The following is a 24,160-nucleotide window of genomic DNA, read 5'->3' as shown; positions in this document are numbered from 1 at the left end:
ATCGGGTCGTTTACTCACCTGGGTTTCATTGCCGCGTTTTTCATCGACGCGCTGATATCAAGGGTCTCCCTCCCCGATAAAGGCAGCATTCGATGGCAACAATCAACGTTAATCAGGACCGCAGCGGCGAACCGGTCGAGCTTTTTTACGAAGACGTCGGCAGCGGCGCGCCGGTGGTTCTTATCCACGGCTGGCCGGTCAGCCAGCAGATGTGGGAAAACCAGATTCTTACGCTAGCCAACAAGGGCTTTCGCGTCATCAGCTACGACCGCCGCGGTTTCGGCGACTCGTCCAAACCGTGGGACGGCTATGACTACGATACGCTGGCCGACGATCTGAAAGGCCTGCTGACGGGTCTGGACCTCACCGGCGTCACCCTGGTGGGCTTTTCGATGGGCGGTGGCGAAATCGCCCGCTATATGAGCCGGCACGGCGGCGAGCGCGTCAGCAAAGTGGCCTTCATCAGCGCGGTCACGCCGTTCATGCTGAAGACCGACGACAACCCCCACGGCGTCGATAAAAGCACGTTTGACGGCATGGTCGAGGGCATCACCAAAGATCGCCCCGATTTTCTGGAAGCCTTCGCCAAGGGCTTTTTCGGCGTCAGTGCCCTGCATCACTCCGTGAGTTCGGCCGTGCTCGACTGGAACCAGTCGCTGGCACTGCGCGCGTCACTGAAGGCAACGCTCGACTGCGTACGCTCTTTCAGCGAAACCGATTTCCGCGACGATCTGAAAAAGATCAGCGTTCCGACCCTGATCGTCCATGGCAAGAGCGACAAGACCGTGCCGTTCGAGGCCAGCGGTGAGCTCACCGCCAAGCTGATCCCGTCGGCCACCTTGAAAGCCTACGACGGCGCGCCGCACGGGCTCTACATCACCCACAAGGACAAGCTCAATGAGGATTTGCTGGCCTTCCTTGGCGCATAAACCTGACGGCTAACGAGCGGACACGAAAAAGGCGCCTGATCGGCGCCTTTTTCGTGGAGTCACGGTCATTGCACTCGAGCCGCTGCGTGAAATGACTCAGGCTCTTTCGCGGTCTCGCAGCAGCGTGGCGATGGCGTTCAACATCGTTTTCGAGTCGTACGGCTTCAGCAGGGTTTCGTAGTTGTGAAAGTCCCGCGGTATCTCCTCTTTGCCGTAACCGGATGCAAAAACGAATGGCACGCCCTGCTCGCGCAGCTGCTCGGCCAGAGGAAACACCAGATCACGGCCAAGATTCACATCCAGTATGGCGGCGTCGAAACCGTCAGCCTGCGATACGCGAAGTCCCTCGGCAAGGCTGGTCACGCCGTGGACTTCATAACCCGCATCGGAAAGCAGGTCGTCGAGCACCATCGCGATGAACACCTCGTCTTCGACCATCAGCACGCGCGGTTTGTAAGTCATGAAGCGCCTCCTTTATTACTCGTATTACTCGCGATTTCCTGCGGCGAAAGAAATTCCAAAACGACGCCGGCAACATGAACGCGTGGCGGTGACGACCCTGTGTGGCGTCGGTGAAGGGGGCGCATGCTGTTCATAAATCTCGCGTACCGTCAGTCGCGGCGTCCAAACGCCGCATTCGGGACGGGATCGACGAGCTTTCGTGCGGGCGCCGCCGAACAGTTCGCGCCGTAAAAAGCGCCGAGGGGGATGGGCGCCAAGGCCAGAAGGTTGTCGGCGTCCGCTCGGTAGCTACCCCATCCGCGCCGGTGTACGCTCCACCCCCTCGCCGCGATCCGCGCGAGCGATAGCCAGGGGAAAGGGAAGGCACATGAAAAATCTGCTGTTGAACGGCGGCACGAGCACCGCCGGAAAATTTTCGATCGGCGCGATTGTTGTCACCGTTATCGTGATTGTTCTTCTGCTGAACAGCGTCTTCGTGATCTCGCCCAGCGAAGAGGCCGGCACGCGCTGGCTCGGCGGCACGCCGATGACCACCGCGCCGCTGACCACCGGCATGCATTTCAAGGTGCCGTTCTTCGAAAACGTCGACCGTATCCAGACCAGCCGCTCGGTCTATACCCTCAACTCGCTGGACGTCTATACCAACGACAACCAGAAAGTCACCATCGACGTCAGCATCATCTACCAGATCCCCAGCGCCGCGGTGATGAACCTGCTGTATCACGTTGGCCGTGCCGGTGCTTTCGATATCGACGGCACCATTCTGCCCGTGGTGCGCGACCGCGCGCTGGCCGCTTTCGCCCGCTACAACACGCTGACCATCTCCGACCAGCGTTCGCAGATCACACTGCAGATGCGCAAGGACGTCAGCGAAGCACTGCTGCGTCTGTTCGGCGTCCAGACCATCGACGTGCAGCTCACCGGCATCCACTACTCGCCCGTGTTCGATCAGTCCATCGAGGAAGCCGTGCGCGCCAAGAACCTCGCCGTGCAGGCCGAAAACACCGTCGCGCAGAAGAAGTTCGAAGGCCAGCAGAAAACCGTCACCGCCTCCGCCGAAGCGCAGGCCGCCGTCGAGCGCGCCAACGGCGAAGCCCAGGCGACCGTGCTGCAGGCCGACGCCCAGGCCAAGGCTATTGCCACCGTCGGCAATGCGCTGAAAACCAACCCCGACTACGTCCACTTTTATGGCATGCAGCGCTGGAACGGCATCCTGCCCCAGGTCGTCGGCACAGGCTCGATTCCTATGATCGACTTGAAGAGTGGGGACGTGGGGAAGTAGGCATCGCGCGATGAGCGCCAACTTTCGAAAGGGAAGTCTCAGCTCGCCCTCTCGGTGGAGCGACGGCGGCATCAGTGCCCTGCCGCCGCCGCTCCAGCCTTGGCGGCAAACGGTGGCTTGGCAAGCCACACGGCGCCAATCAGCAGAAAGAAGATCCAGCCCAGCGCGTAGAACAGCTCGTTGAACGAGATTTGATAGGCCTGCTGCGTAATCATGTTGTTGATCACGCTGGCCGCGAGCGGTGCGTTGCCGTGGCCGATTTGGCTCATCGCATCGGCCGCCGTCGGGCTGTACGCGGTAATGCTCTCGGCCAGCTGCGCATGATGCACGACCGCACGACGATCCCACATGAAAGTGGTGAACGACGCGGCGAAGCTGCCACCCAGCGTACGCAGAAAAGTCGCGAGTCCAGAGCCCGCCGCGATTTCGTTGGGATTGAGGTCGGAAAGCAGGATGACGGTGACCGGCATGAAAAAAAGCGCCACGCCCAGCCCCATCATCAGCTGCATCAGCGCAACATGTTCAAAGTCGATGTCCAGGTAAAAACCCGAACGCAGAAAACACGTGCTGCCCATCACCACGAAGGCCACCGTGGCGAGAATACGCAAATCGAAGCGCATGGCGTAGCGGCCCACGACAAACGTCAGCAGCAGTGGAATCACGCCCAGCGGCGCCGCCGCAAACCCGGCCCACGTCGCGGTATAACCGAGATTGCGCTGCAGCCACTGCGGCAACAATAAGTTGATGGCGAAATACGCCGCGTAAGACAGCACCAGGGCCAGCGTGCCGTACTTGAAGTTGCGGTGACGCAGCAGCTTAAGGTCAACGATGGGCGATGTGTCGCTCAGCTCCCAGATCAGAAATACGGCGATGCTGATCGCCGAGACGATGCTGGTTATCACGATGAAGCTGGAATCGAACCAGTCGGCGTCGTTGCCTTTGTCGAGCACGATCTGCAGCGCGCCTACGCCAATGATCAGCGATATCAAGCCGACATAGTCCATCTTCGGCTTTTCCGTTTTTTCCACCCTGCCCTTCATCTGGCTCGCCACGACCAGGCTGGCAAAAATTCCGATCGGCACGTTGATGAAGAAAATCCACGGCCACGAATAATTGTCGGTGATCCAGCCGCCGAGAATCGGACCGGCGATGGGCGCCACCACCGCCACCATCGAAAGCAACGCCAGCGCCATGCCGCGCTTGTCCGAGGGATAGATGCCGATCATCAGACTCTGCGTGACCGGATACATCGGACCGGCCACCGCGCCCTGAATCGCACGGAACATGATGAGCATGCCCATGCTCTGGGACACGCCGCAAAGAAACGACGCCAGCACAAACAGCGACGTGCACGAGACGAAAAGTTTGACCTCGCCGAAACGGCGGGTGAGAAAGCCGGTCAGCGGCAGCGAAATCGCCATGCTTACGGCGAACGAGGTGATCACCCACGTGCTCTGATCGCTGCTGACGCCGAGATTGCCGGCGATGGTCGGCAAGGACACGTTGGCAATGGTGGTGTCGAGCACCTGCATGAAGATCGCCAAGGAGAGCCCGACAGTGCTCAATGCCAAATTGGGCGGGCGAAACGATGCGGTCATGACACTCGATGCGAGGACGATCGGTAGGTGCACAGCGGACGCCCAGCCGGCAGCAGGACGCCACACCATGCGATTCGAAAACTTCTCGCCAGCAGCTCCGGGCGCCGACGGGGCGCCGGTAGCACCTTGGACAAGCGACGCTTCGAACGGCCGGCATGCTAGATGCTTAGAACATATATGTCAAAGCAATAATACATATTTGAATTACTTGCGCGAATGCGTCAGGCGTTCCCAAGCCGGGGAATCAGGCCACGTCACCGTCCGCCATCGTTATAAAGCGCGCGGGACGCCGGTTAGCGCGTATCGTCCACGCCTCGGATCCGAGCCTGAAGACATACGCCATGACGACACTGCAGCCCTTCGCGCAAAGCGAATTTCTCGACTACCTGGAACATCTTGTCCATGACCCGACCGCAGGTGCTGACGCGCAGCTGTATTCATCAGTGACAACGCTGCTTTTGAGCGCCGATGGACGTGGTAACCCGACCCGAGCGGCGCGCGAACTGATTGCGCTGCTGAAAGCCCGCAAAGCCGTACTCCAGGCAACGTTCGACACTGCACGGGTTGCCGACGAGCTTCGCCGATACCAGAAATTCTCCAAACCGGGACAGCCCTCGCCGCATATCGTCGGGCTTCGGCAGAATCAGGCCGCCGCGCGACAGGCCAGCAACGTGGCGAAACAGTCATTCGTCAAGGCGGCCGCGGCCTTTGTGCGCGAAGTCGGTATCGACGTGCCTAAGCGCGTCGCGATCGAGGTTTTCATCGAGCACTGGATCGATGCGAACGTGCCCAAGGGTTTCGTGCTGACGGAATAACCGGCGCGTTGTGCGGCTGTCGCTGGCCGTTGGGCCGAAGCCTCAGCCGCCGCGCACGCGCAGCGTCAGACCTTTCAAAAAATTCCGCAGCAGCTGGTCGCCGCAGAGGCGAAAATTCTTGTGATCGGGCTGGCGGAACAGCGCACTGAGTTCGGGCTTCGAAATCGGGAAGCCGGCGTCAGCCAGGATCTGATGCATGTCGACGTCCTTCAATTCGAATGCCACGCGCAGTTTTTTCAGCACGACGTTGTTGGTGACGCGCTTTTCGATCGGCCGCGGCGGCTGGCTCTCGTCCCGCCCACGCCGCTGCACCACCAGGCCATCGAGAAAATGGACCAGCACGGTTTTGCTGCACTCGACGTAGCCCGCCTCGCCGTCCTTTTTCAGAAAGGCCTGCACGTCCTCTTTCTCGATCGGAAAACTGGCGTCGGCCAGTTTGGTGAACTCCACCACCTTGCCGTCGCTGAGGTCGAGCATGTAGCGGATGCTGCGCAGTACGTCGTTGTTGATCATGTCGTTCCGAAGGTGTCGCCAAAACCGACATGCTACCGCGCCGGCGAGCCTGCCGGGCTTCAGCGGGACACATCTCCGGCGTCATCAACCCCTTTTTCGCCGTGGCTGCGTTTCATCTGGCACACCACCGGAGGAGGACCGTCCCATGCACCTGAAAACCCTGTTGCGCACTCTGCTGATCGCCCTGCTGGTCTGGCTGGCCGGCTGCGACGTATCCAAGCCCCAACCAGACAAGAGCCCGATGCCCGCGACGCCGCCGGCGCATCCTCAACAAACCCAGCCAACCACGCCAGCGGATTCATCGCGACCGTCGAACGTGGCCACGTCGCCATCCACTACGGCAACCCTGCCAACGCAGACGCCGACAAGCTCGCGCGACAAGGCGGTCGCGTTGGACCGCCTTCAACGAAAAATCCCGCCGATGATGCCTGCGCCGAGTCCACCGCCTGCCGTCCAGGAGATGTCGATGCCGGCTCCCTCCATCGCGATGCAATCCGTCAGCGGCAATGCGATGCGCATGGCCTACATGCCGATGCAACCGATGCCGGGTGATATCAACCGCGAGAACTACACGCACCGCGATACCAACCCCGTGCAGCTGGTCAGCGAACAGCCGGTGTCGACTTTCAGCATCGATGTCGATACGGGCTCTTACACCAACGTGCGACGCATGTTGAACGAAGGCCAGCTGCCGCCGGCTGACGCGGTGCGCGCGGAGGAATTCATCAACTACTTCGACTACGGCTACACGCCGCCAGCCAATCGCGCGCAGCCGTTCAGCGTCACCACCGAGCTGGCTCCGGCGCCGTGGAATGCGAAACGGCAGCTGCTGCTGGTCGGCATCCAGGGTTATCGCGTGCCGAAGGAGGCGATACCCGCGTCCAATCTGGTTTTCCTCATCGACACCTCCGGTTCGATGAACGAGCCGGCCAAACTGCCGCTGCTACAGGCGTCGCTGAAACAGCTGGTGCGCGAGCTGCGCAAGCAGGATCGCGTGGCCATCGTCACCTACGCTGGCAATGCCGGCATCGCCCTGCCCTCCACGCCCGGTGACCAGCACGCCACGATCGACGCCGCCATCGACAACCTCCAGGCCTACGGCTCGACCAACGGCGGCGCCGGTATCGACATGGCCTATGCGCAGGCCGAGCAGGGCTTCATCAATGGGGGCGTGAATCGGGTCATCCTCTCCACAGACGGCGACTTCAACGTCGGCAAGGTAAGGGAAGAGTCGCTGAAAACCGAGATCGAGGACAAGCGCAAAAGCGGCATCGCGCTCACCACACTCGGCTTCGGCGAAGGCAACTACAACGACGCGATGGCCGTGATGCTGGCCGACGCCGGCAACGGCAGCCACCACTACATCGACAGCCTGCAGGAAGGCCGGCGCGTGCTGATCGACGAAATGTCATCCACGCTGCTGACGATCGCCAGGGACGTGAAAATCCAGGTCGAGTTCAACCCTACGCAGGTGCAGGAATATCGCCTGATCGGCTACGAAAAACGCATGCTCAAGCGTGAGGACTTCAATAACGACAAGGTCGATGCGGGCGATATCGGCGCCGGTGCCAACGTGACGGCCATCTACGAGATCACGCCCAAAGGTTCGGACGCTGCTCGCGTCGATGCCCTGCGCTACATCGAGGACGTCCAACAAAAGCCATCTGCCTCACGCGGCAGCGAGCTGGCCTTTCTGCGCCTGCGCTACAAGCTGCCCGACCAGTCGCAGAGCCGGCTGATCGAAACGCCGATCGCCGCGCAGCCGGAAGCTTCTGCAAGCAGCCGTCTGCGCTACGCCGCCGCCGTGGCCGCGTTTGCCGATGCCTTGCGCGGCGGCCAATATCTGGACGGCTTTGGCTACGCGCAGATTGCAAAGCTGGCGGCCAGCGCGCGCGGCGATGATCCCAAGGGCTATCGCGCCGGCTTTGTGCAGCTGGTGAATCTGGCCGACGGCCTGTCGACCCGCACGCAGGCAGAAGCCGCCGCGGCCGCGCGATGAGCGGCTGATCCTCATGCGCGGCGGCGATATCGGCTCCCCAGTTGCACCGAACGCCGCGCACTTTAGCCCGCAACGATGTCCTTATCGACAAACACTTTCCCGCTCGGGGCCGTGGCATTAACCTCGACCGCCATGGATGTGGCGGTCGACCCCGATGCACTGCTGATGCTGGCCTACGCGCGCGGTGACCTTGCCGCGTTCGAGAGCCTGTATGCGCGCCATCGCGGCACGCTGTATCGCTACCTGCTGCGCAGCCTGCGCGACCCGTATCGCACCGACGAGCTGTTTCAGGAAACCTGGAGCCGCGTGATCAACGCCCGCGCGAGCTATCAAGCGCAGGCGAAGTTCAGCACCTGGCTGCTGCAGATCGCGCACAATCTGATGGTCGACAGCCTGCGCCGGCAAAAACCGATGGCCGTTGGCGACGAAGCGGAAGCCGCGCTGTCCCAGGTCGCGATGCCCGAGCGCGAGCAGCCCGAACACGCGCTGTCCGACTTCGAGCGTCGCCGCAACCTGCAGCTGGCGATCGACCGTTTGCCCGACGAGCAGCGCGAGGTGATTCTTCTGCGTCTGGAACAGGAACTGAGCCTGGAGGAAATCGCCATAGTCACCGGCGCCGGCCGCGAGACGGTCAAGTCGCGCCTGCGCTACGCCATGAATCGATTACGCGAAGTACTGTCCGAATGAGCACGCATCTGCCACCGCAAGACCCGATCGAACCGGACGACGCGCTGCCCGGCGAAGCGGAGCTGTCGGCGCTATATCGCCAGCTGCCGCGCGAGGAACCCGGGCCGACATTGGATGCCGCGGTGCTGCGTGCCGCCGCAGCGGCGATCGCCTCCGAAACCCACCAGAACCAACCTCGCGCGGATGCACAAACGCTGGCGGCGAAGCCTGCCGCCGCAACGGATTCGTCGCGCGTGGTGATACCGATTGGCAAGACACGCCCAGGAAAAGCACCACGCTGGCTGGTCGGCTTGGCCAGCGCCGCCACGCTGGTGCTGGTGGCCGGCGTGACGTGGCGTATGCGCGAACTGCCGAGCGGCGCTCCGACAGCTGCAGACACTGCCGTTTATAACGCCGATCCGCCGGCGGCGGCCACAGCCGCTCCGGCCGCGCGCGAGAATGCGCCCATGGCTCCGCTCGCCAGCGCCGTCGTGCCGCAACAGGAAAATTTGGGCGTGTCAGCAGTGCGTGCGATACAAGCAAAAAATGAGCGCGCGAATCCGGGCGATACGAACGTCGTCGCCCGCGCACAACGCAAGCCGCACCATGTCGTTCCGCCAACAGCGCTGGTGACGCCATCGCGAGCCACCAGCATGCCGCCACCGGTCGAAGAAATATCCTCAAGCGCGCAGGCATCCGCCAGCCGCCAGGCTTATACATTGGCCAATCCAGCGCCACTGCAAACAGCCGAGCAGCTGCCGGCGGCTCCTTCGCCACCGGCTCCGATAGTCGAAAATGCCATCGCGTCTGGGGCGAAAACCATGGCGCCACCGCCTGCTGCGATGCCATCGAGTTCGCCGCCTGCGCCGGCTCCTGCGCCGCCTGCGCCGGCTGCCGCCATCGCAGGCGTTCCCGCCAACGCCTCGTCAGTAGCGCTGGCCGCGCCCCCGCGCGAACACGTCGTTGTCAATGCGAAACGACCCGTGGTCATGCCGATGCGCATGCCCGCGCCCATGCCTGCGATGCCCGCCCCACCTACTCCGCCTGCACCAGCACCAGCACCATCGACCAGCCCCATCGATACGACGAAGCAACCAGACGACACGCCCGCACAGGAACTCGCCAAGATCACCGCGCTGTTCGCTCAGCACGATGACGCCGAGGCGCAGCGCCGGCTGCTGCAGTTTCATCGCGATCACCCGACGTGGCATCTCGACCCGTCGCTGCGTGCGCGGCTGGGCGAGCCGTGAGCGGGCCACTGGAAACGCTGACGCAGCGCTGTCGACATCAGGACGAGATCAAGAAGAGCCGCTTCCTGGCGCTGGCCGCGCCGGTGGAAACGTCGGCGCTCGCGCTGGCGTTTGTGCAGGAGGTGGCCTATCCCGCGGCCACGCACAACTGCTGGGCGTATCGCATCGGCCAGGACTATCGCTTCAACGACGACGGCGAACCCGGGGGCACCGCTGGGAGACCGATCCTGCAGGCGATCGAAGGTCAGGGCATGGACGGCGTAGTAGTGGTGGTCACGCGCTGGTACGGCGGGATCAAGCTCGGTGCAGGTGGTCTCATGCGAGCGTACGGTGGTACGGCGGCGGAGTGCCTGCGGCGCGCAGAGCGGCTGCCGATCGTATCGATGGTGCGCCTCGGCCTGCACTGCGACTTCGCCGAGCTGAGCTTGCTGAAAGCGCGTTTAAAGGATTGGCAGGCCGATATTCGCAGCGAGACCTTCGACGCCGATGGCGTGCAGCTGCAGTTGCAGCTGCCGGAAAATCGCGTCGCCGAGGCGCAGGCGCGCATCATCGACATCAGCCGCGGACGCAACATGGCCATGCGGCTGGATTGAATCGGCGATCATGTGCCCCACTTCAATGGCAGCGTCTGCGTTCGACAGCGGGCGCTGAATCGTTGAAAGTTCAGGCCCAAAGCCCTTCGACTTCGTGTTGGCGCGCGGAGGGTGGACGGCGACGGTGGCTGGCTGACCCGATCTGCGCACTTCGCACAGCCAAATTTTATCGATCCATCTTGCGAGAACTCATGAGCGACTCCTCGACTGACAAACCCCGCTCCGTCCGCCGCGTGGGTGCGCTGCGACAGCTCTGGCCCTTTATCAAACCGCATCGCGCGCTGGCCATTGGCTGGCTGTTCTTTCTGGCGCTTTCGTCGGGCGCGTCGCTGGTGCTGCCGATGGCTTTTCGGCACATCATCGACCAGGGTTTTGGTCACTCCAGTCTGGGCGTGATCAACGCCACCTTTATCGCACTGTTCGGCGTGGCGCTGGTGCTGGCCTTTGCCACGGCAGCACGCTACTTCTGCATCACCCTGCTGAGCGAACGCGCGCTGGCGTCGCTGCGCGACAAGCTGTATTCGCATCTGATCCGTCTGGACGTCGGCTTTTTCGAAAAGAGTCGCGTCGGTGAATTGACCTCGCGCCTGAGCGCCGATACCGAAGTGGTGCAGGCCCTCATCGGTTCGGGTGTGTCGATTGCGCTGCGCAGTGCGGTGATGCTGCTGGGCGCGGCCGTAGCGATGGTCTGGACGGCACCCTCGCTGGCTGGCCTCACCGCGCTGGTGATCCCCGGCGTCATGCTGCCGATCCTGATCTTCGGCCGGCGCGTGCAGAAGCTGTCGCGTGCCAGCCAGGACCGGCTGGCTGACGCCGCGGCCATCGCCAACGAGACCTTGAACGCTTCCACGGCGGTCAAGGCCTATGCCCGCGAGGACATCGAAAGCGGCCGCTACGGTTCGGCCATCTACCGCGCGCTGGCCACCGCACGACGCCGCATCGGCATGCGATCGCTGCTGACCATGGCCGTCATAGTGCTGGTCTTCGGCGCCATCACGCTGGTGCTGTGGGTAGGCGCACGTCACGTGCTGCAGGGCACGATGGACGCCGGCGTGCTGGGGCAGTTCGTGCTGTACGCGATCTTTGCTGCCGGTTCGGTTGCCGGGCTGTCTGAAGTCTGGGGCGACGTGCTGCGTGCGGCCGGCGCGATGGAGCGCATCGGCGAACTGCTGGCCGAGCGCGCCAGCATCACCGCACCGGCCAACCCGACACGGCTGGCCCAGCCCGTGCGCGGCGAAATCCGCTTCGAAGGCGTCACGTTCAACTACCCCAGCCGCCCGGACGCTGCGGCACTGCATGACTTCACCCTCGTCATCAACCCGGGCGAGACGGTCGCGCTGGTCGGCCCATCGGGCGCCGGCAAGAGCACGGTGCTGTCGATGCTGCTGCGTTTCTACGACCCGCAGGCCGGACGCATCTGCATCGACGGTGTCGACCTGCGCGCGCTGGCGCTGGACGACCTGCGCAAAACCATTGCGCTGGTGCCGCAGGAAACCATCATCTTCAGCGGCAGCGCGGCGGACAATATCCGCTTCGGCCGACAGGAGGCCAGCGACGAGGAAGTACGCGAGGCCGCGCGCTCCGCGGAAGCAGACGGTTTCATCAGCGCACTTAACGACGGTTACGCGGCCGAAATGGGCGAGCGCGGCGTGCGCCTTTCCGGCGGCCAGCGCCAGCGCATCGCGATTGCCCGCGCGATCCTGCGCGACGCGCCGCTGCTGCTGCTCGACGAAGCCACCTCCGCGCTGGATGCGCAGTCCGAAGCGGCCATCCAGCAGGCGCTGGAGCGGCTCGAGAAGGGCCGCACGACGCTGGTCATCGCCCATCGCCTGGCCACCGTCAAACGAGCCGACCGCATCGTGGTGATGGACGGCGGCCGGATTGTGGCGCAAGGCACGCACGACGACCTGCTGGCCGAGGGTGGGCTGTATTCGGAACTCGCGAAGCTGCAGTTCGTCGCCTGAGGCCGCCAGCGCCGCAGGCATGACTTTCGGCAGTGTCAGCCGGAGCGCATCCCCTCCAGCATCAACGGTTTTGGGGAGAGCAGATCGTCATGCGGAGACTCTATATGCGCCGGTTGCTGGTATCGGGTATTGCCCTGGCCCTGAGCGGCGCCAGCCTTGCTGGCATCGCAGCGCCGACTAAAACACCAGTCGACGCATCCGCGCTGGCACCCACCCAGCTGCCGCGAGGCGTGGTGCCGAGCCATTACGACGTCTCCATCGTGCCGCACGCGGCGGCGATGAATTTCGATGGTCAGGTCACCGTCACCATCGACGTGCAGCAGCCGACCGCCAGCATCACCCTCAATGCCGAGGATATGGCGTTCTCGAAAGTCAGCCTGACCTCGGTCGACGGCAAGCCGGTGGCGACGCCGAAGGTGAGCATCGATGCCGACGCACAGACCGCCACCTTCACCTTCGCCAAGCCGCTGGCCACCGGCAGCTACAAGCTGGCGATGACCTACACCGGCAAGATCGGCACCCAGGCCAACGGCCTGTTTGCGCTGGACTACGACACCAAGGCCGGCAAGCAGCGTGCGCTCTACACGCAGTTCGAGAACTCCGACGCACGCCGCTTCATTCCCTCGTGGGATGAGCCCGCCTACAAGGCCACCTTCAACCTCGACGTGACCGTGCCTTCGGATCAGATGGCAGTAAGCAACATGCCGGCGGCCTCCACCACCAAGCTGGCCAACGGCCTGAGCCGCGTGACGTTCCAGCCGTCGCCGAAGATGTCGACCTATCTGCTGTTTTTCGGCACCGGCCAGTTCGATCGTGCCACCACCACGTCCGATGGCACCGAGATCGGCGTGATCGCGCAGAAGGGCTCGGTGGGTCAGGCCGATTTCGCCTTGAAGTCCGCCAAGGACGTGCTGCACGAATACAACCAGTATTTCGGCGTGCCCTACCCGCTGCCCAAGCTGGACAATATCGCCGCGCCGGGTCAGAGCCAGTTCTTCAGCGCGATGGAAAACTGGGGCGCGATCTTTACCTTCGAATACAGCCTGCTGCTGAATCCAGCCATCGCCACGCAGACCGACAAACAGGAAGTTTTCAATACCGCCGCCCACGAAATGGCGCATCAGTGGTTTGGCGATCTGGTGACCATGCGCTGGTGGGACAACCTGTGGCTCAACGAAGGCTTTGCCTCGTGGATGGCCAGCCGCACCACCGAGAAGCTGCATCCGGAGTGGCATACCCACCTCTACGCCGTGGGCGTGCGCGAAGGCGCCATGAGCGTCGACGCCGTCGTCACCACGCATCCCATCGTGCAAAACATCGCCACCGTCGAGCAGGCCAGCCAGGCCTTCGACACCATCACCTATTCCAAGGGTGAGGCCGTCATCGGCATGCTCGAAGGCTACGTGGGCGAAGACGCCTGGCGCGCCGGCGTTCAGCGGTATATCAAGGCGCACGCTTACGGCAACACGGTGTCCGACGATTTGTGGAAGGCGATGGACGCGCAAGGCAACAAGCCGATCACCGCCATCGCGCACGACTTCACCCTGCAGCCCGGCATTCCGCTGATCAAGGTGGAAGCGGCCAGCTGCCAGTCGGGCACGACCACGGTCAACCTGACGCAGGGCGAGTTCACCCGCGATCGCCCCGACAAAAAACCGCTGCGCTGGCACGTGCCGGTCATCGCGCAGTCGCTTGGCGGCGCGCCAGTGAGCACCCTGGTCGACGGCCAGGGAACGCTCAATGTGCCCGGCTGCGGCCCGATCGTGGTCAATGCCGGCCAGAGCGGTTACTACCGCACGCTGTACACGCCGACGGCGTTCAAGGCGCTGAGCGATTCCTTCACCAAGCTGCCCGAGATCGACGGGCTGGGCCTGATGAACGATACCTGGTCGCTCGGCATGGCCGGCCTGCAGCCGGCGTCCGATGTGCTTGACCTGGACCAGCACGTGGCCACCGACGCCAGCCCGGAAATGTGGGAAGAAGTCGCCGGCACCTTTGCCGCGCTGGACAACTACTACAAGGGCTACCCGGCGCGTCAGGCCCTGCTGCGCAAGTTCGCCATCGCGCGTCTGTCGCCCGCCTTCGCCCGCGTCGGCTGGACGCCGAAAGCCGATGAAAGCGGCCCGACCAAGATCCTGCGCACCAGCCTGATCGCCACGCTGTCACAGCTGGGCGACCAGGATGTCATCGACAAGGCGCGCGACTACTACGCCCACCCGGACACGATGCCGTCGGAACTGCGCAAGTCCATTCTCTACGTGGTCGCCAGCCACGCCGACGCGGCAACCTGGGACAAGCTGCATGCCCAGGCCAAGGCCGAAACCACGCCGCTGATCAAGGACGAACTCTACGGACTGCTGTCCACCAGCGACGATGAAACGCTGGCCAGGCGCGCGCTGGATCTCTCGCTTACGCCCGAGCCCGGCGCCACCAGCAGCGCCGGCATGATTTCCGGCGTCTCGCGCCGCCATCCGGACCTGGCGTTCGACTTCGCGGTGGCCCACCGTGACCAGGTCGACAAGCTGGTCGACTCCACCTCCAGCAGCCGCTACTACCCAGGCCTGGGCGCGGCGTCGGTGGACCCGGCGATGATCGGCAAGATCGAGGCCTACTCCCAGGCCCATATCGCCGTGAGCTCAAGGCGCGCAGCCAACACCGCCATCGCCGGCATCCGCTATCGCCTGATGATTCGCGAAAAGCGCCTTCCGGCCATCGATGCGTGGTTGAAGAAGAACGGCGGCTGATCGTACTGCCGCTGAAAAGGAAGAGGCCCCGCATCGCGGGGCTTCTTTTTTTACCTCGTTGATCCGCTTTGATCGCTTTCTACCCGTTGTTTTCCTCGAATACCTTCCGTGCGATCTGCAATGCAGTCATCGCCGGCGGCCAGCCGGAATAGAAGGCCAAATGGGTAATCGTGGCAATGATCTCGTCTTTCGTGATGCCGTTGTCCAGGGCCTTTTTCAAATGGAACGGCAGCTCGTTGGTGCGGTAAAGCGAGATCAGGCTGGTGATCGTCACCAGGCTGCGATCGCGCGCCGACAGCGCCGGGTTCTCCCAGACATCGCCGAACAGCACCTTGTCGGTGATCTCGGCCAGGTGGGGTGCGATATCGCCAAAGGATCGGCGTGCGTTGGTGGGTTCGTCAGCCATGCATTTCTCCGGTAGGTGCCAAGCGCGTTCGCTCGGTCGTTGGGATGATCGTGGATCAGCGATCGACGATCAGTGGGCGACGAAACCGCCGTCGACCGGCAAAGCGACGCCGAGCACAAAGCTCGCGCCCGGGCTGCATAGCCACAGCACCGCCGCGGCGATTTCTTCCGGACGGCCCATGCGGCCGATCGGCTGGTCGCGCAGAAATTCTTTCATCGCCGCAGGGTCGATACCGTCGCCCATCGGCGTATCGATGCAACCGGGGCACACGGCATTGATGCGAATGCCGCGCGTGGCGTAATCCAGCGCGGCGCTCTTGGTCAGGCCGATCACGCCGTGCTTGCTGGCGTGGTAGGCCGAGCGACCGGCCAGTCCGACGAGCCCGCCCAGCGAGGAGCAGTTGACGATCGCCCCGCTGCCCTGTTGGCGCATCTGCAGCAACTCGTGCTTCATGCAGGTCCAGATGCCACGCAGATTGACGGCATTCACTTCGTCGAACGCCTCCGAAGTTTCGTCAGTGACGTCGCCCATTGGGCCGAGAATGCCGGCGTTGTTGTACGCCATGTCCAGCCGGCCGAACGTGGCGACGGTGCGCTCGACCATCGCAGCGGCCTGCGCTTCGTCGGTGACGTCGCAGACAACGCTGATGGCCTGATGACCGTCCGCCGTCAGCGCGTCGGTGGCAGCCCTCAATGCCGCCTCGTTGCGATCGGCAAGCACGACTGCCGCGCCCGCCTGGGCAAATGCCTTGGCCGTCGCCAGCCCCAGGCCGGAGCTGGCGCCGGTGACAAGGGCGACCTGGCCCTTGAAGTCGTAGGTCGGATTCATGGTTGGATTCCTCGGATTCTAAGTGTGTGATTTGATGTATCGCGGCGCGCCCTGCTAGCGCTGCAGCGATTGACGAACGGCCCTGCCAGAAACTGGAATCAAGCTAGTCCTGCGCCGCACCGGCCAAATATTCCTCGTCGGTGACTTTCTCGAGCCAGATGACGTTCTTTCCGTCCAGCGCCTCCTGCACGGCAATATGTGTCATCGCGGTGGTCGAGGTGGCGCCGTGCCAGTGCTTATGGCCCGGCGGGCACCAGATCACGTCGCCGGCACGAATTTCGACGATCGGCTCGCCCTCGCACTGCGTCCAGCCGCAGCCGGCGGTGACGATCAGCGTCTGGCCCAGCGGGTGGGTATGCCAGGCCGAGCGGGCACCCGGTTCGAACGTCACCGCCGCACAGGAAACCCGCGCCGGCGCCGGCGGATTGTTCAACGGGTCGATGCGTACCGTGCCGGTGAAATAGTCGTCCTGGCCTTTCTGGGAAAGCTGCGAGCCCGCGCGCTTCAGTTCCATGGTGATGCTCCTCGTCGCTGGCGTGGAAAGAGCGAACCTCGTCGCCAGCGTCGAGGTCCGGCGTTCAAGGTAGTCTCCGACGACACATGCGACTAGATGCCAATATGCGTATGAAGTTGTGAGAAAATCTCAGCAATGGCACGCGTCAACACCAACGATCTGGTCGCCTTTCTGAGCGTGGCGCGCGAACGCAGCTTTACCCGTGCCGCCGCGAAGCTGGGCGTGTCGCCATCGGCGCTCAGCCACACCATGCGCGGGCTCGAGGAGCGCCTGGGCATTCGCCTGCTCACCCGCACCACGCGCAGCGTGACGCCGACCGAGGCCGGCGAGCGCCTGCTGCGCTCGGTCGGCCCGAGGCTTGACGAAATCGAAGCGGAACTGGACGCGCTCGGCGACCTGCGCGACAAGCCCGCCGGCACCATCCGCATCAACGCCGACGAGAACGCGCTGGCTTCGGTGCTCTGGCCAGCGCTGCGCCGAATTCTGCCGGACTACCCGGACATCAAGGTCGAAGTCGTCACCGATTACGGCCTGGCTGACATCGCGGCGGAGGGCTTCGATGCCGGCGTCCGCCTGGGCGGCATGGTCGCCAAGGACATGATCGCGGTGCCGATCGGCCCGGCCATGCGCATGGTCGTGGTCGCCGCGCCGGCGTATCTGAAGGGCCGAGCCAAACTGAAAACGCCGCAGGATCTCACCCATCACGCGTGCATCAATCTGCGCCTGCCGACCTACGGCGGCCTCTATGCCTGGGAGTTCGAAAAGAACGGCAAGGAACTGCGCGTGCGCGTCGAAGGGCAGCTGATTTTCAACAGCATCCTGCCGATGCTCAAGGCCGTGCTGGACGGCTTCGGCATCGCCTACCTGTCCCAGACGCAGGTGCAATCGCACCTCGACAGCGGCGCACTCGTCCAACTGCTCGCCGACTGGACACCCTCCTTCACCGGCTATCACCTGTACTACCCGAACCGACGCCAGCCGACTCAGGCATTCACCGTGTTGCTCGATGCGCTGCGTTATCGCGACGCTGAATAGACGGCCTAAAAGAGCGAGAAGCCAAAATGCCGACAGATATTGCCGACCCACTGCGTAAATCCAGCATCACCCAATGGTCGAAGTGCATTTGTCATGGCGGCGGAAAGCATCAACCATTCATCGCGGACTGCGCAGCACGCGCCAGAAAACCGCTGCGGCTTTCACCATGACTGCCGGCATATGCATCGATCATCTTCAACAGTGGCTCGGGCATGGTGATGTTGACCCGAACAACCTTCGTGGTCAGCTTGCTGGTATCTACGTTGACCACGTGCCAACCCCATTTGCTGCTGGGGAATTTCTTCGGACCACCCTTCCCGTCCCTGCCAGCCATCAAGGCGGCAAGCTCGGTAGCTTCGGGAATACGCTCACCGCGATCCACAAAATCTTCCAGCGCAAACAAGATCGCTTCCTCGGCGTTCGCCAAGGCCTCGTCCAACGTATCGCCGGCGCTGAACACGCCAGGCAGATCCGGAACGACGACACCATAAGCCTGCTTGTCATTCCCGGTTTCGATCGCTACCGCGTAACGCATGGCTATTCACTCCGTTGTGGCTGGATCACAACCCAGCCTGCTTCAGAATCGCGGCGACCAAACCTTTGCCGAGATGTTTTTTTGGGTGCGGAACGATAATCGTCACGCCCGCCGCATTGCGCAGCTTGTGATGGCTACCGCGAATGCTGATGACAGCAAAGCCATTCGACTTCAACAGTTTTAGAAGGTCATGGCTCTTTGTCGTGTGTATCATACACACTGAAGGCAAAATGCATGCTGAAATAGCACAGAAAAGCGGGCGCTGCCGTCTCTTCGAGGCGCGAGCCAAAGGCCCTGAATTCCCAAACACACACATCATTGCCTATCCACGACTTTGACAGCTCACTCGCTATCCTTTCCCGATGTCCGATCCCCTGCTCCAGCCGCGTCCCGAAGGACTTTACTGTCCAGCCGGCGATTTCTTTATCGACCCGATGCTGCCGGTGGCGCGGGCGGTGGTAACGCATGCGCACGGCGACCATGCGCGTTCGGGCAGCGGGCGGTATCAGGTCGCGGCGGCGGGTATCGGGCTGATGCGCGAGCGGCTGGGCCAGGATGCGCTGATCGACGCGCACGATTACGGCAAAACGTTTCGCATGGGCGAGGTCGAAGTGTCGCTGCATCCGGCCGGCCACGTGCTGGGTTCGGCGCAGGTGCGCATGGCCTACGGCGGGCGCGTGGTCGTGGTCTCGGGCGACTACAAGCGCGATCCCGATCCCACCTGCGTGCCGTTCGAACCGGTGCCGTGCGATGTCTTCGTCACCGAGTCCACGTTCGGCCTGCCGGTGTACCGCTGGCCGCCGATGGCGCAGGTGATCGACGAACTGCTGGCGTGGTGGGACGACTGCGCGCAGAAACAAATCCCTGCCGTGCTCTTCTGCTACGCGCTGGGCAAGGCGCAGCGCATTCTGGCCGAGCTTGCCGTGCGCACCGAGCGCACGGTGCATCTGCACGGCGCAATGCTGCGGCTGGTCGAGAGCTATCGCGAGGCCGGCGTGCGCATGATGCCGACCGAGCCGGTGAGCGAGTCCGCGCGCGGACGCGACTTTGCCGGTGAACTGATCCTTGCGCCGCCCTCCGCTGCCGGCTCGCCGTGGATGAAGCGCTTCAGCAAGGCCTCGACCGGCTTCGCCTCGGGCTGGATGCGGATACGCGGCAACCGTCGCCGCCGCGGCTACGATCGCGGTTTCGTGGTGTCCGATCACGCCGACTGGCCCGGCCTGATCCGCAGCGTCGAAGACAGCCGCGCCAGCCGCATCTACGTCACCCACGGCGATGGCGATACGCTGATTCGTCACCTGCGCGATCTCGGCCACGATGCGCAGTCGCTGCGCGTATTGCGCGGCACCGACAACGAGAGCGGCGGCTGATGCATCGGTTCGCCGCGCTGTACGCCGAACTCGATCGCACCGCCTCGACCCTGGCCAAACGCGAGGCCATCGCCAGCTACCTGCGCGACGCGCCCGCGGGCGACGCCGCCTGGGCGGTGTACGTGCTCGGCGGTGGCAAGCTGCGCCGACTGGCCACCTCGACCGAACTTCGTCAGGCGCTGGCCGCCAGCACGGGCTACGCCGACTGGCTGATCGACGAAAGCTACGAGCAGGTCGGCGACCTCGCCGAGACCATTGCGCTGATGCTGCCCGAAGGCGACGGCTCGCTCGCCGACGAGCCATTGCAGACGTGGATGGAACAAAAGCTGCCGGCGCTTGCGAAACTGGAAAGTGCCGATCGCGTCGCGCAGCTGCAGACGTGGTGGCGCGCGCTGCATCCGGCGCAGGTGTTTCTGCTCAACAAGCTGATCACCGGCTCGCTGCGCGTCGGCGTATCGCATCGCCTCGTGGTGCAGGCGATTGCGCAGTGGTCGGGCCAGCCGACCGACCTGATTGCCCATCGCATGAGCGGCCAATGGAAACCCGCCGCCGATGCGCTCACCGCGTTGACGCACGCCGCCGGTGACGACGAACATCTGGCCGATCGCCCCTACCCTTTTTTTCTCGCCTCGCCGCTGGAGCACGAGGTGGAAACCCTCGGCGACATGGCCGAATGGATGGCCGAATGGAAGTGGGACGGCATCCGCGCGCAGCTGATGCGTCGCGACGGCCACGTCGGCCTGTGGTCGCGCGGGGAGGAGCGTCTCGACGGCCGCTTCCCCGAAATCGAAGAGGCCGCCGCGGCGCTGACATCCGACGGCGTCATCGACGGCGAAATCCTCGCCTGGGATGCGCAGGAAAAATTGCCGCGCCCGTTCACCGCGCTGCAAAAGCGCATCGGCAAACTGAAGCCGGGCACCAAGCTGCTCGCTAGTGCGCCCGTGTGCTTCATGGCGTATGACCTGCTCGAGTACAACGGCAGCGATCTGCGCGAACAGCCGCTGCGCGAACGCCGCGACATGCTCGCCGCAATGATCGACGGTGTCGATCCGGCGCTGATGCTGTCGCCTCCCGTGGTCGCCGACTCATGGGCCGCGCTCACCGTCGAGCGCCAGCAGTCGCGCGAGCGCCAGACCGAAGGCCTGATGCTGAAGCGGCTCGACTCGCCGTATCGCGTGGGCCGCAAGCGCGGTGACTGGTGGAAATGGAAGGTCGACCCGTACACGCTCGACGCCGTGCTGCTGTACGCGCAGCCGGGCCACGGACGCCGCTCCGGCCTGTTTACCGACTACACCTTCGGCGTCTGGGACGGCGATACGCTGGTGCCGGTGGCCAAGGCCTATTCGGGCCTCGACGACAAGGAGATCGGCCAGCTCGACCGCTGGATTCGCGCGCACACCACCGATCGTTTTGGTCCGGTGCGCGCGGTAGAAGCCACGCACGTGTTCGAGCTCGCGTTCGAAGCGGTGCAGCTTTCCACACGGCATAAATCCGGCGTGGCCACGCGCTTTCCGCGCATCCTGCGCTGGCGCACTGACAAGGGCATTGCTGATGCCGACAAGCTCGACGACCTCCGCCGCCTGGCGTCGGGCTGAAGCCCGCCTGCGCGCGTGGTTCGCCACGCTCGATCGCAAGCCCGCGCCGTTTCAGCGCGCGGCGTGGAAAGCATGGGCGGAAGGCCACAACGGTTTGATCCATGCGCCCACCGGCACCGGCAAAACGCTGGCGGCGGTCGGCGGACCGCTGATCGATGCGGTGCTCAATCCCGCGCGCGGGCTACAGCTTTTGTGGATCACGCCGCTGCGCTCGCTGGCCACGGACACGGCGCAGCATCTGACGACCGCGGTCGACGCGATGGAACTGCCGTGGCGCGTGCTTCGCCGCACCGGCGACAGCAGCAGCGCCGAGCGCGCGCGACTGCGCCGCGGCGACTGCGAGCTGTTGGTCACCACGCCGGAGAGTCTGGCCCTGCTGCTGAGCTACCCCGATGTTGCCGAGCGCTTTCGCCATCTGCGCGGCGTCGTGGTGGACGAGTGGCACGAGCTGATCGGCAACAAGCGCGGCACGCTGCTGCAGCTGGGCCTGTCGCGCCTGCGCGCGCTGAAGCCTGAGCTGCGCGTGTGGGGCCTGTCGGCGACGCTGGGCAATCTCGATGAAGCGATGCAGACGCTGGCAGGCAACGGCGTGCTGATCGGCGGCAGCGGCAACAAGAAAATCCAGATCCAGACCACCCTGCCCGATGCCGGCGAACGTTTTCCCTGGGCCGGCCATCTCGGCCTGAAACAGCTGGCACGTGTGCTACGCGCCGTACTCGACGTACGCTCGGCGCTGGTGTTCGCCAACACGCGATCGCAGGCCGAGCTGTGGCATGAGGCCTTGTCCGCCGTGTGGCCCGAGGCACCGGAAACGCTGGCCGTGCACCACGGCTCGATCGATCCCAAGCTGCGCTTCGCGGTGGAAGAAGGTTTGCGCCAGGGCACGCTGCGCTGCGTGGTCGCCACGTCTAGCCTAGACCTGGGCGTGGATTTTTCCAGCGTCGATCGGGTGATCCAGATCGGTAGCCCCAAGGGCGTGGCGCGGCTGCTGCAGCGCGCCGGCCGTAGCGGCCATTCGCCCGGCCTGCCGTCGAAAATTCTGTGCGTGCCCACGCACCTGCTGGAGCTGGCCGAGATCGCCGCCGCGCGGCGCGCGCTGGCCGCCCACCATCTGGAGCCGCGGCATCCGCTGCGCGGCTGTCTCGACGTGCTGGCCCAGCACCTGCTGACGCGTGCGCTCGGCGGCGGTTTTCAGGCCGACCAGGCGTATGCCGAAGTGCGCTCCACGCGCGCCTATGCGCAGCTGCCGCGCGCGCAGTTCGATGCCGTGCTGGCCTATCTGCAAAACGGCGGCACGGCGCTGGTCGGCTATCCGGAATATCAAAAACTGCAGTGCGATCTGGACGGCCATTTCCACGTCGAAAGCAAGCGCGTCGCGCGATTGCATCGCCTTTCCATCGGCACCATCACGGCCGACGGCAGCCTGCAGGTGCGGTATATGAAAGGCGCGCGGCTGGGCGCCGTGGAAGAAAGTTTTGTTTCGCGGCTGCGACCGGGCGACCGATTTCTGTTTGCCGGCAAGCATCTGGAGCTGGTGCGCGTGCGCGACATGAATGCCTACGTGCGGCCAGCGCCGAATCGCCAGGGTGGCGTGCCGCGCTGGATGGGTGGGCGCATGCCATTGTCCAACGAGCTGTCGACCGAACTACGCCGCACCCTGGCCGACGCCGACGCGCCCGAAGCCGAGATGCGCGCATTGCATCCGCTGCTGGCAATCCAGCGTGCGCAGTCGCGCCTGCCGGACGTCGACGAGGTGCTGATCGAACGCACGCATACGCGCGACGGCGAGCATCTCTTCGTCTATCCGTTCGCCGGCCGACTCGCGCACGAAGGCCTGGCCGCCGTGCTCGGCTATCGGCTGGCGCAGATCGCCAAGGCGGACTACGGCTACGCAGTCAACGACTACGGCCTCGCCATCACCGCGCGCAAGTTGCCCGCACTCGACGCTGAGACCATGCGCCAACTGCTGCACCCGTGGGGCGTGCGTCGCGATATCCGCGCCAGCATCAACCTCACCGAACTGGCACGGCGGCAGTTTCGCGAAGTGGCGCGCGTGGCCGGCCTTGTGTTCAACGGCTACCCCGGCCAGGACAAGACGCTGCGCCAGCTGCAGGTATCCAGCGGCCTGCTGTTCGACGTGCTGCGCCAGCACGATCCCGAACATCCGCTGCTGTGGCAGGCCGAGCGCGAAGTGCTCGATCAGCAGCTCGACTACCCGCGCCTGCGCGACTGCCTGATCCGTATCGCGCGCGGCACCATCCTCTATATTGAACCGCCGCGCCTCACGCCGCTGTCGTTTCCGCTGTGGGTAGAGCGCCTGCGCGGCGGCGTACACGCGGACGACTGGAAAAGCCGCGTCGAGCGTATGCTGGCCACCCTCGAAAAAGCCGCCGACCGATGATCGAATCGCGTATCCGCCTCGCCGGCGATAGCTGGACCCTGCACGCCGACCGGGCCATGTACTGGCCGCGGCACAAGGCGCTACTGGTCACCGATGTGCACTTCGGCAAAGGCTCCGTTCTGCGGCGTTCCGGCGTGGCGGTCCCGACAGGCCAGACGGCTCACGATCTCGCCCGACTCGATGTATTGATCGCCCATTACCAGCCTACGCGCGTCTTCGTACTCGGTGACCTGGTCCACGGCGCCGCGCCGCTCGACGCGCCGTGGATCCAGCAGGTCAACGCATGGCGCCAGCGCCACGCCGCCATCACCATGACGCTCATCGCCGGCAACCACGACCGTCACTTCGACGCGCGCGACCTCGGCTTCGAAGTCATTCCCGAATCCTTGCGCATCGACAGCATCCTGCTGCGCCACGAACCCGCAGCTATCGACGGCTGCTACGTCCTCGCCGGCCACGTGCACCCGGGCGTCATGCTGCACGACGGCTGGCGAAAGCATCGTCTGCCGGCCTTTCGTTTTGGCGAGCACAGCGGGCTGCTGCCGGCGTTCGGCACGTTGACGGGGTTGCATGAAACACCACCTGCGCCCGGCGAGCGTGTTATTGCCGTTACCCCAGCGGGACTGGTGCCTGCGACGCGAATTCCGGCATGAAAAGACGC

22 protein-coding genes are annotated in these 24,160 nt (G+C 64.1%); 14 read left to right on the top strand and 8 right to left on the bottom strand.

The features are described from left to right. Positions 1-92: 92 nt before the first annotated feature. The gene (locus tag ACDK93_RS09100; protein ID WP_458072252.1) at positions 93-929 is read left to right on the top strand and encodes an alpha/beta fold hydrolase; all 837 of its coding nucleotides are present in this window, start codon (positions 93-95) and stop codon (positions 927-929) included. A gap of 96 nt (positions 930-1,025) precedes the next feature. Here the strand turns inward: ACDK93_RS09100 and ACDK93_RS09095 are convergent, their stop codons facing one another. After that, positions 1,026-1,391 (bottom strand): response regulator, encoded by a 366-nt coding sequence (locus ACDK93_RS09095; RefSeq protein ID WP_458072251.1) that lies wholly within the window; start codon positions 1,389-1,391, stop codon positions 1,026-1,028. Between the two features lie 367 nt (positions 1,392-1,758). Between ACDK93_RS09095 and ACDK93_RS09090 the strand changes: the two genes are divergently transcribed. Further along, complete coding sequence (locus ACDK93_RS09090; RefSeq protein ID WP_458072250.1) at positions 1,759-2,673, top strand: SPFH domain-containing protein; 915 nt, start codon at positions 1,759-1,761, stop codon at positions 2,671-2,673. A gap of 71 nt (positions 2,674-2,744) precedes the next feature. Here the strand turns inward: ACDK93_RS09090 and ACDK93_RS09085 are convergent, their stop codons facing one another. Then, a complete protein-coding gene (locus ACDK93_RS09085) occupies positions 2,745-4,271 on the bottom strand; it encodes a DHA2 family efflux MFS transporter permease subunit (protein ID WP_458072249.1) in 1,527 nt (508 codons plus the stop codon). Positions 4,272-4,612: 341 nt separating this feature from the next. Between ACDK93_RS09085 and ACDK93_RS09080 the strand changes: the two genes are divergently transcribed. Continuing rightward, positions 4,613-5,086 (top strand): hypothetical protein, encoded by a 474-nt coding sequence (locus ACDK93_RS09080; RefSeq protein WP_458072248.1) that lies wholly within the window; start codon positions 4,613-4,615, stop codon positions 5,084-5,086. Positions 5,087-5,128: 42 nt separating this feature from the next. Here the strand turns inward: ACDK93_RS09080 and ACDK93_RS09075 are convergent, their stop codons facing one another. Continuing rightward, on the bottom strand, positions 5,129-5,599 hold the full coding sequence (locus ACDK93_RS09075; RefSeq protein WP_458072247.1) for a DUF1456 family protein: 471 nt from the start codon (positions 5,597-5,599) through the stop codon (positions 5,129-5,131). Between the two features lie 145 nt (positions 5,600-5,744). Between ACDK93_RS09075 and ACDK93_RS09070 the strand changes: the two genes are divergently transcribed. From ACDK93_RS09070 to ACDK93_RS09045, 6 genes are all read left to right on the top strand, one after another. Beyond that, entirely contained in the window at positions 5,745-7,598 is a 1,854-nt protein-coding gene (locus ACDK93_RS09070; protein ID WP_458072246.1) for a vWA domain-containing protein, read from the top strand. A gap of 132 nt (positions 7,599-7,730) precedes the next feature. After that, positions 7,731-8,285 carry an RNA polymerase sigma factor gene (locus tag ACDK93_RS09065; RefSeq protein WP_458072409.1) on the top strand — a complete coding sequence of 185 codons (555 nt, stop codon included), beginning with the start codon at positions 7,731-7,733 and terminating at the stop codon, positions 8,283-8,285. Then, the gene (locus ACDK93_RS09060; RefSeq protein ID WP_458072245.1) at positions 8,282-9,514 is read left to right on the top strand and encodes a hypothetical protein; all 1,233 of its coding nucleotides are present in this window, start codon (positions 8,282-8,284) and stop codon (positions 9,512-9,514) included. The genes ACDK93_RS09065 and ACDK93_RS09060 overlap by 4 nt, the downstream gene beginning before the upstream one ends. Continuing rightward, a complete protein-coding gene (locus ACDK93_RS09055; protein WP_458072244.1) occupies positions 9,511-10,107 on the top strand; it encodes an IMPACT family protein in 597 nt (198 codons plus the stop codon). Before ACDK93_RS09060 ends, ACDK93_RS09055 begins: the two co-directional genes overlap by 4 nt. Before the next feature lie 191 nt (positions 10,108-10,298). Continuing rightward, a complete protein-coding gene (locus tag ACDK93_RS09050; protein WP_458072243.1) occupies positions 10,299-12,071 on the top strand; it encodes an ABC transporter transmembrane domain-containing protein in 1,773 nt (590 codons plus the stop codon). A 104-nt stretch (positions 12,072-12,175) separates the two neighbouring features. Beyond that, positions 12,176-14,815 (top strand): M1 family metallopeptidase, encoded by a 2,640-nt coding sequence (locus tag ACDK93_RS09045; protein WP_458072407.1) that lies wholly within the window; start codon positions 12,176-12,178, stop codon positions 14,813-14,815. A gap of 79 nt (positions 14,816-14,894) precedes the next feature. Here the strand turns inward: ACDK93_RS09045 and ACDK93_RS09040 are convergent, their stop codons facing one another. The 3 genes from ACDK93_RS09040 to ACDK93_RS09030 all read right to left on the bottom strand — a co-directional run bounded on the left by ACDK93_RS09040 (position 14,895) and on the right by ACDK93_RS09030 (position 16,563). Beyond that, complete coding sequence (locus tag ACDK93_RS09040; RefSeq protein WP_458072242.1) at positions 14,895-15,221, bottom strand: carboxymuconolactone decarboxylase family protein; 327 nt, start codon at positions 15,219-15,221, stop codon at positions 14,895-14,897. 69 nt (positions 15,222-15,290) lie between these two features. After that, positions 15,291-16,049 carry an SDR family oxidoreductase gene (locus ACDK93_RS09035; protein ID WP_458072241.1) on the bottom strand — a complete coding sequence of 253 codons (759 nt, stop codon included), beginning with the start codon at positions 16,047-16,049 and terminating at the stop codon, positions 15,291-15,293. 103 nt (positions 16,050-16,152) lie between these two features. Continuing rightward, entirely contained in the window at positions 16,153-16,563 is a 411-nt protein-coding gene (locus ACDK93_RS09030) for a (R)-mandelonitrile lyase (protein WP_458072240.1), read from the bottom strand. Positions 16,564-16,698: 135 nt separating this feature from the next. Here ACDK93_RS09030 and ACDK93_RS09025 point away from each other — a divergent pair, with 135 nt between their 5' ends. Beyond that, on the top strand, positions 16,699-17,598 hold the full coding sequence (locus ACDK93_RS09025) for a LysR family transcriptional regulator (RefSeq protein WP_458072239.1): 900 nt from the start codon (positions 16,699-16,701) through the stop codon (positions 17,596-17,598). A 109-nt stretch (positions 17,599-17,707) separates the two neighbouring features. Here ACDK93_RS09025 and ACDK93_RS09020 read toward each other — a convergent pair whose 3' ends face one another. Beyond that, positions 17,708-18,133, bottom strand: coding sequence for a type II toxin-antitoxin system HicB family antitoxin (locus tag ACDK93_RS09020; RefSeq protein WP_458072238.1), 426 nt, complete (start codon positions 18,131-18,133; stop codon positions 17,708-17,710). 25 nt (positions 18,134-18,158) lie between these two features. Continuing rightward, positions 18,159-18,347, bottom strand: coding sequence for a type II toxin-antitoxin system HicA family toxin (locus ACDK93_RS09015; RefSeq protein ID WP_458072237.1), 189 nt, complete (start codon positions 18,345-18,347; stop codon positions 18,159-18,161). Positions 18,348-18,495: 148 nt separating this feature from the next. On the opposite strand from ACDK93_RS09015, the gene ACDK93_RS09010 reads away from it, so the two are divergent. From ACDK93_RS09010 to pdeM, 4 genes are read left to right on the top strand one after another with little or no spacing between them, the layout of a single operon-like run. Then, positions 18,496-19,503, top strand: a complete 1,008-nt coding sequence (locus ACDK93_RS09010) for a ligase-associated DNA damage response exonuclease (RefSeq protein ID WP_458072236.1) — start codon at positions 18,496-18,498, stop codon at positions 19,501-19,503. Beyond that, the gene (locus ACDK93_RS09005; protein ID WP_458072235.1) at positions 19,503-21,098 is read left to right on the top strand and encodes an ATP-dependent DNA ligase; all 1,596 of its coding nucleotides are present in this window, start codon (positions 19,503-19,505) and stop codon (positions 21,096-21,098) included. Before ACDK93_RS09010 ends, ACDK93_RS09005 begins: the two co-directional genes overlap by 1 nt. Further along, positions 21,055-23,499 carry a ligase-associated DNA damage response DEXH box helicase gene (locus ACDK93_RS09000; protein WP_458072234.1) on the top strand — a complete coding sequence of 815 codons (2,445 nt, stop codon included), beginning with the start codon at positions 21,055-21,057 and terminating at the stop codon, positions 23,497-23,499. The genes ACDK93_RS09005 and ACDK93_RS09000 overlap by 44 nt, the downstream gene beginning before the upstream one ends. Then, positions 23,496-24,152: a ligase-associated DNA damage response endonuclease PdeM gene (gene pdeM / locus ACDK93_RS08995; protein WP_458072233.1), complete on the top strand. Its 657-nt coding sequence runs from the start codon at positions 23,496-23,498 to the stop codon at positions 24,150-24,152. The genes ACDK93_RS09000 and pdeM overlap by 4 nt, the downstream gene beginning before the upstream one ends. Positions 24,153-24,160: the final 8 nt, after the last annotated feature.

Source organism: Rhodanobacter sp. BL-MT-08 (assembly GCF_054161255.1).
Note: the sequence above shows the minus strand (reverse complement) of the source record. Positions and strands in the feature narration are given on the sequence as shown.

Bases quoted from the DNA above. Each gene is read 5' to 3' on its own strand.
- ACDK93_RS09090 (WP_458072250.1), top strand. From the start codon at position 1,759: ATGAAAAATCTGCTGTTGAACGGCGGCACGAGCACCGCCGGAAAATTT.
- ACDK93_RS09010 (WP_458072236.1), top strand. From the start codon at position 18,496: ATGTCCGATCCCCTGCTCCAGCCGCGTCCCGAAGGACTTTACTGTCCA.
- ACDK93_RS09015 (WP_458072237.1), bottom strand. From the start codon at position 18,347: ATGATACACACGACAAAGAGCCATGACCTTCTAAAACTGTTGAAGTCG.
- ACDK93_RS09070 (WP_458072246.1), top strand. From the start codon at position 5,745: ATGCACCTGAAAACCCTGTTGCGCACTCTGCTGATCGCCCTGCTGGTC.
- ACDK93_RS09005 (WP_458072235.1), top strand. From the start codon at position 19,503: ATGCATCGGTTCGCCGCGCTGTACGCCGAACTCGATCGCACCGCCTCG.
- ACDK93_RS09040 (WP_458072242.1), bottom strand. From the start codon at position 15,221: ATGGCTGACGAACCCACCAACGCACGCCGATCCTTTGGCGATATCGCA.
- ACDK93_RS09100 (WP_458072252.1), top strand. From the start codon at position 93: ATGGCAACAATCAACGTTAATCAGGACCGCAGCGGCGAACCGGTCGAG.
- ACDK93_RS09065 (WP_458072409.1), top strand. From the start codon at position 7,731: ATGGATGTGGCGGTCGACCCCGATGCACTGCTGATGCTGGCCTACGCG.
- ACDK93_RS09095 (WP_458072251.1), bottom strand. From the start codon at position 1,391: ATGACTTACAAACCGCGCGTGCTGATGGTCGAAGACGAGGTGTTCATC.
- ACDK93_RS09020 (WP_458072238.1), bottom strand. From the start codon at position 18,133: ATGCGTTACGCGGTAGCGATCGAAACCGGGAATGACAAGCAGGCTTAT.
- ACDK93_RS09030 (WP_458072240.1), bottom strand. From the start codon at position 16,563: ATGGAACTGAAGCGCGCGGGCTCGCAGCTTTCCCAGAAAGGCCAGGAC.
- ACDK93_RS09000 (WP_458072234.1), top strand. From the start codon at position 21,055: ATGCCGACAAGCTCGACGACCTCCGCCGCCTGGCGTCGGGCTGAAGCC.
- pdeM (WP_458072233.1), top strand. From the start codon at position 23,496: ATGATCGAATCGCGTATCCGCCTCGCCGGCGATAGCTGGACCCTGCAC.
- ACDK93_RS09085 (WP_458072249.1), bottom strand. From the start codon at position 4,271: ATGACCGCATCGTTTCGCCCGCCCAATTTGGCATTGAGCACTGTCGGG.
- ACDK93_RS09025 (WP_458072239.1), top strand. From the start codon at position 16,699: ATGGCACGCGTCAACACCAACGATCTGGTCGCCTTTCTGAGCGTGGCG.
- ACDK93_RS09060 (WP_458072245.1), top strand. From the start codon at position 8,282: ATGAGCACGCATCTGCCACCGCAAGACCCGATCGAACCGGACGACGCG.
- ACDK93_RS09035 (WP_458072241.1), bottom strand. From the start codon at position 16,049: ATGAATCCGACCTACGACTTCAAGGGCCAGGTCGCCCTTGTCACCGGC.
- ACDK93_RS09045 (WP_458072407.1), top strand. From the start codon at position 12,176: ATGCGCCGGTTGCTGGTATCGGGTATTGCCCTGGCCCTGAGCGGCGCC.
- ACDK93_RS09050 (WP_458072243.1), top strand. From the start codon at position 10,299: ATGAGCGACTCCTCGACTGACAAACCCCGCTCCGTCCGCCGCGTGGGT.
- ACDK93_RS09080 (WP_458072248.1), top strand. From the start codon at position 4,613: ATGACGACACTGCAGCCCTTCGCGCAAAGCGAATTTCTCGACTACCTG.
- ACDK93_RS09075 (WP_458072247.1), bottom strand. From the start codon at position 5,599: ATGATCAACAACGACGTACTGCGCAGCATCCGCTACATGCTCGACCTC.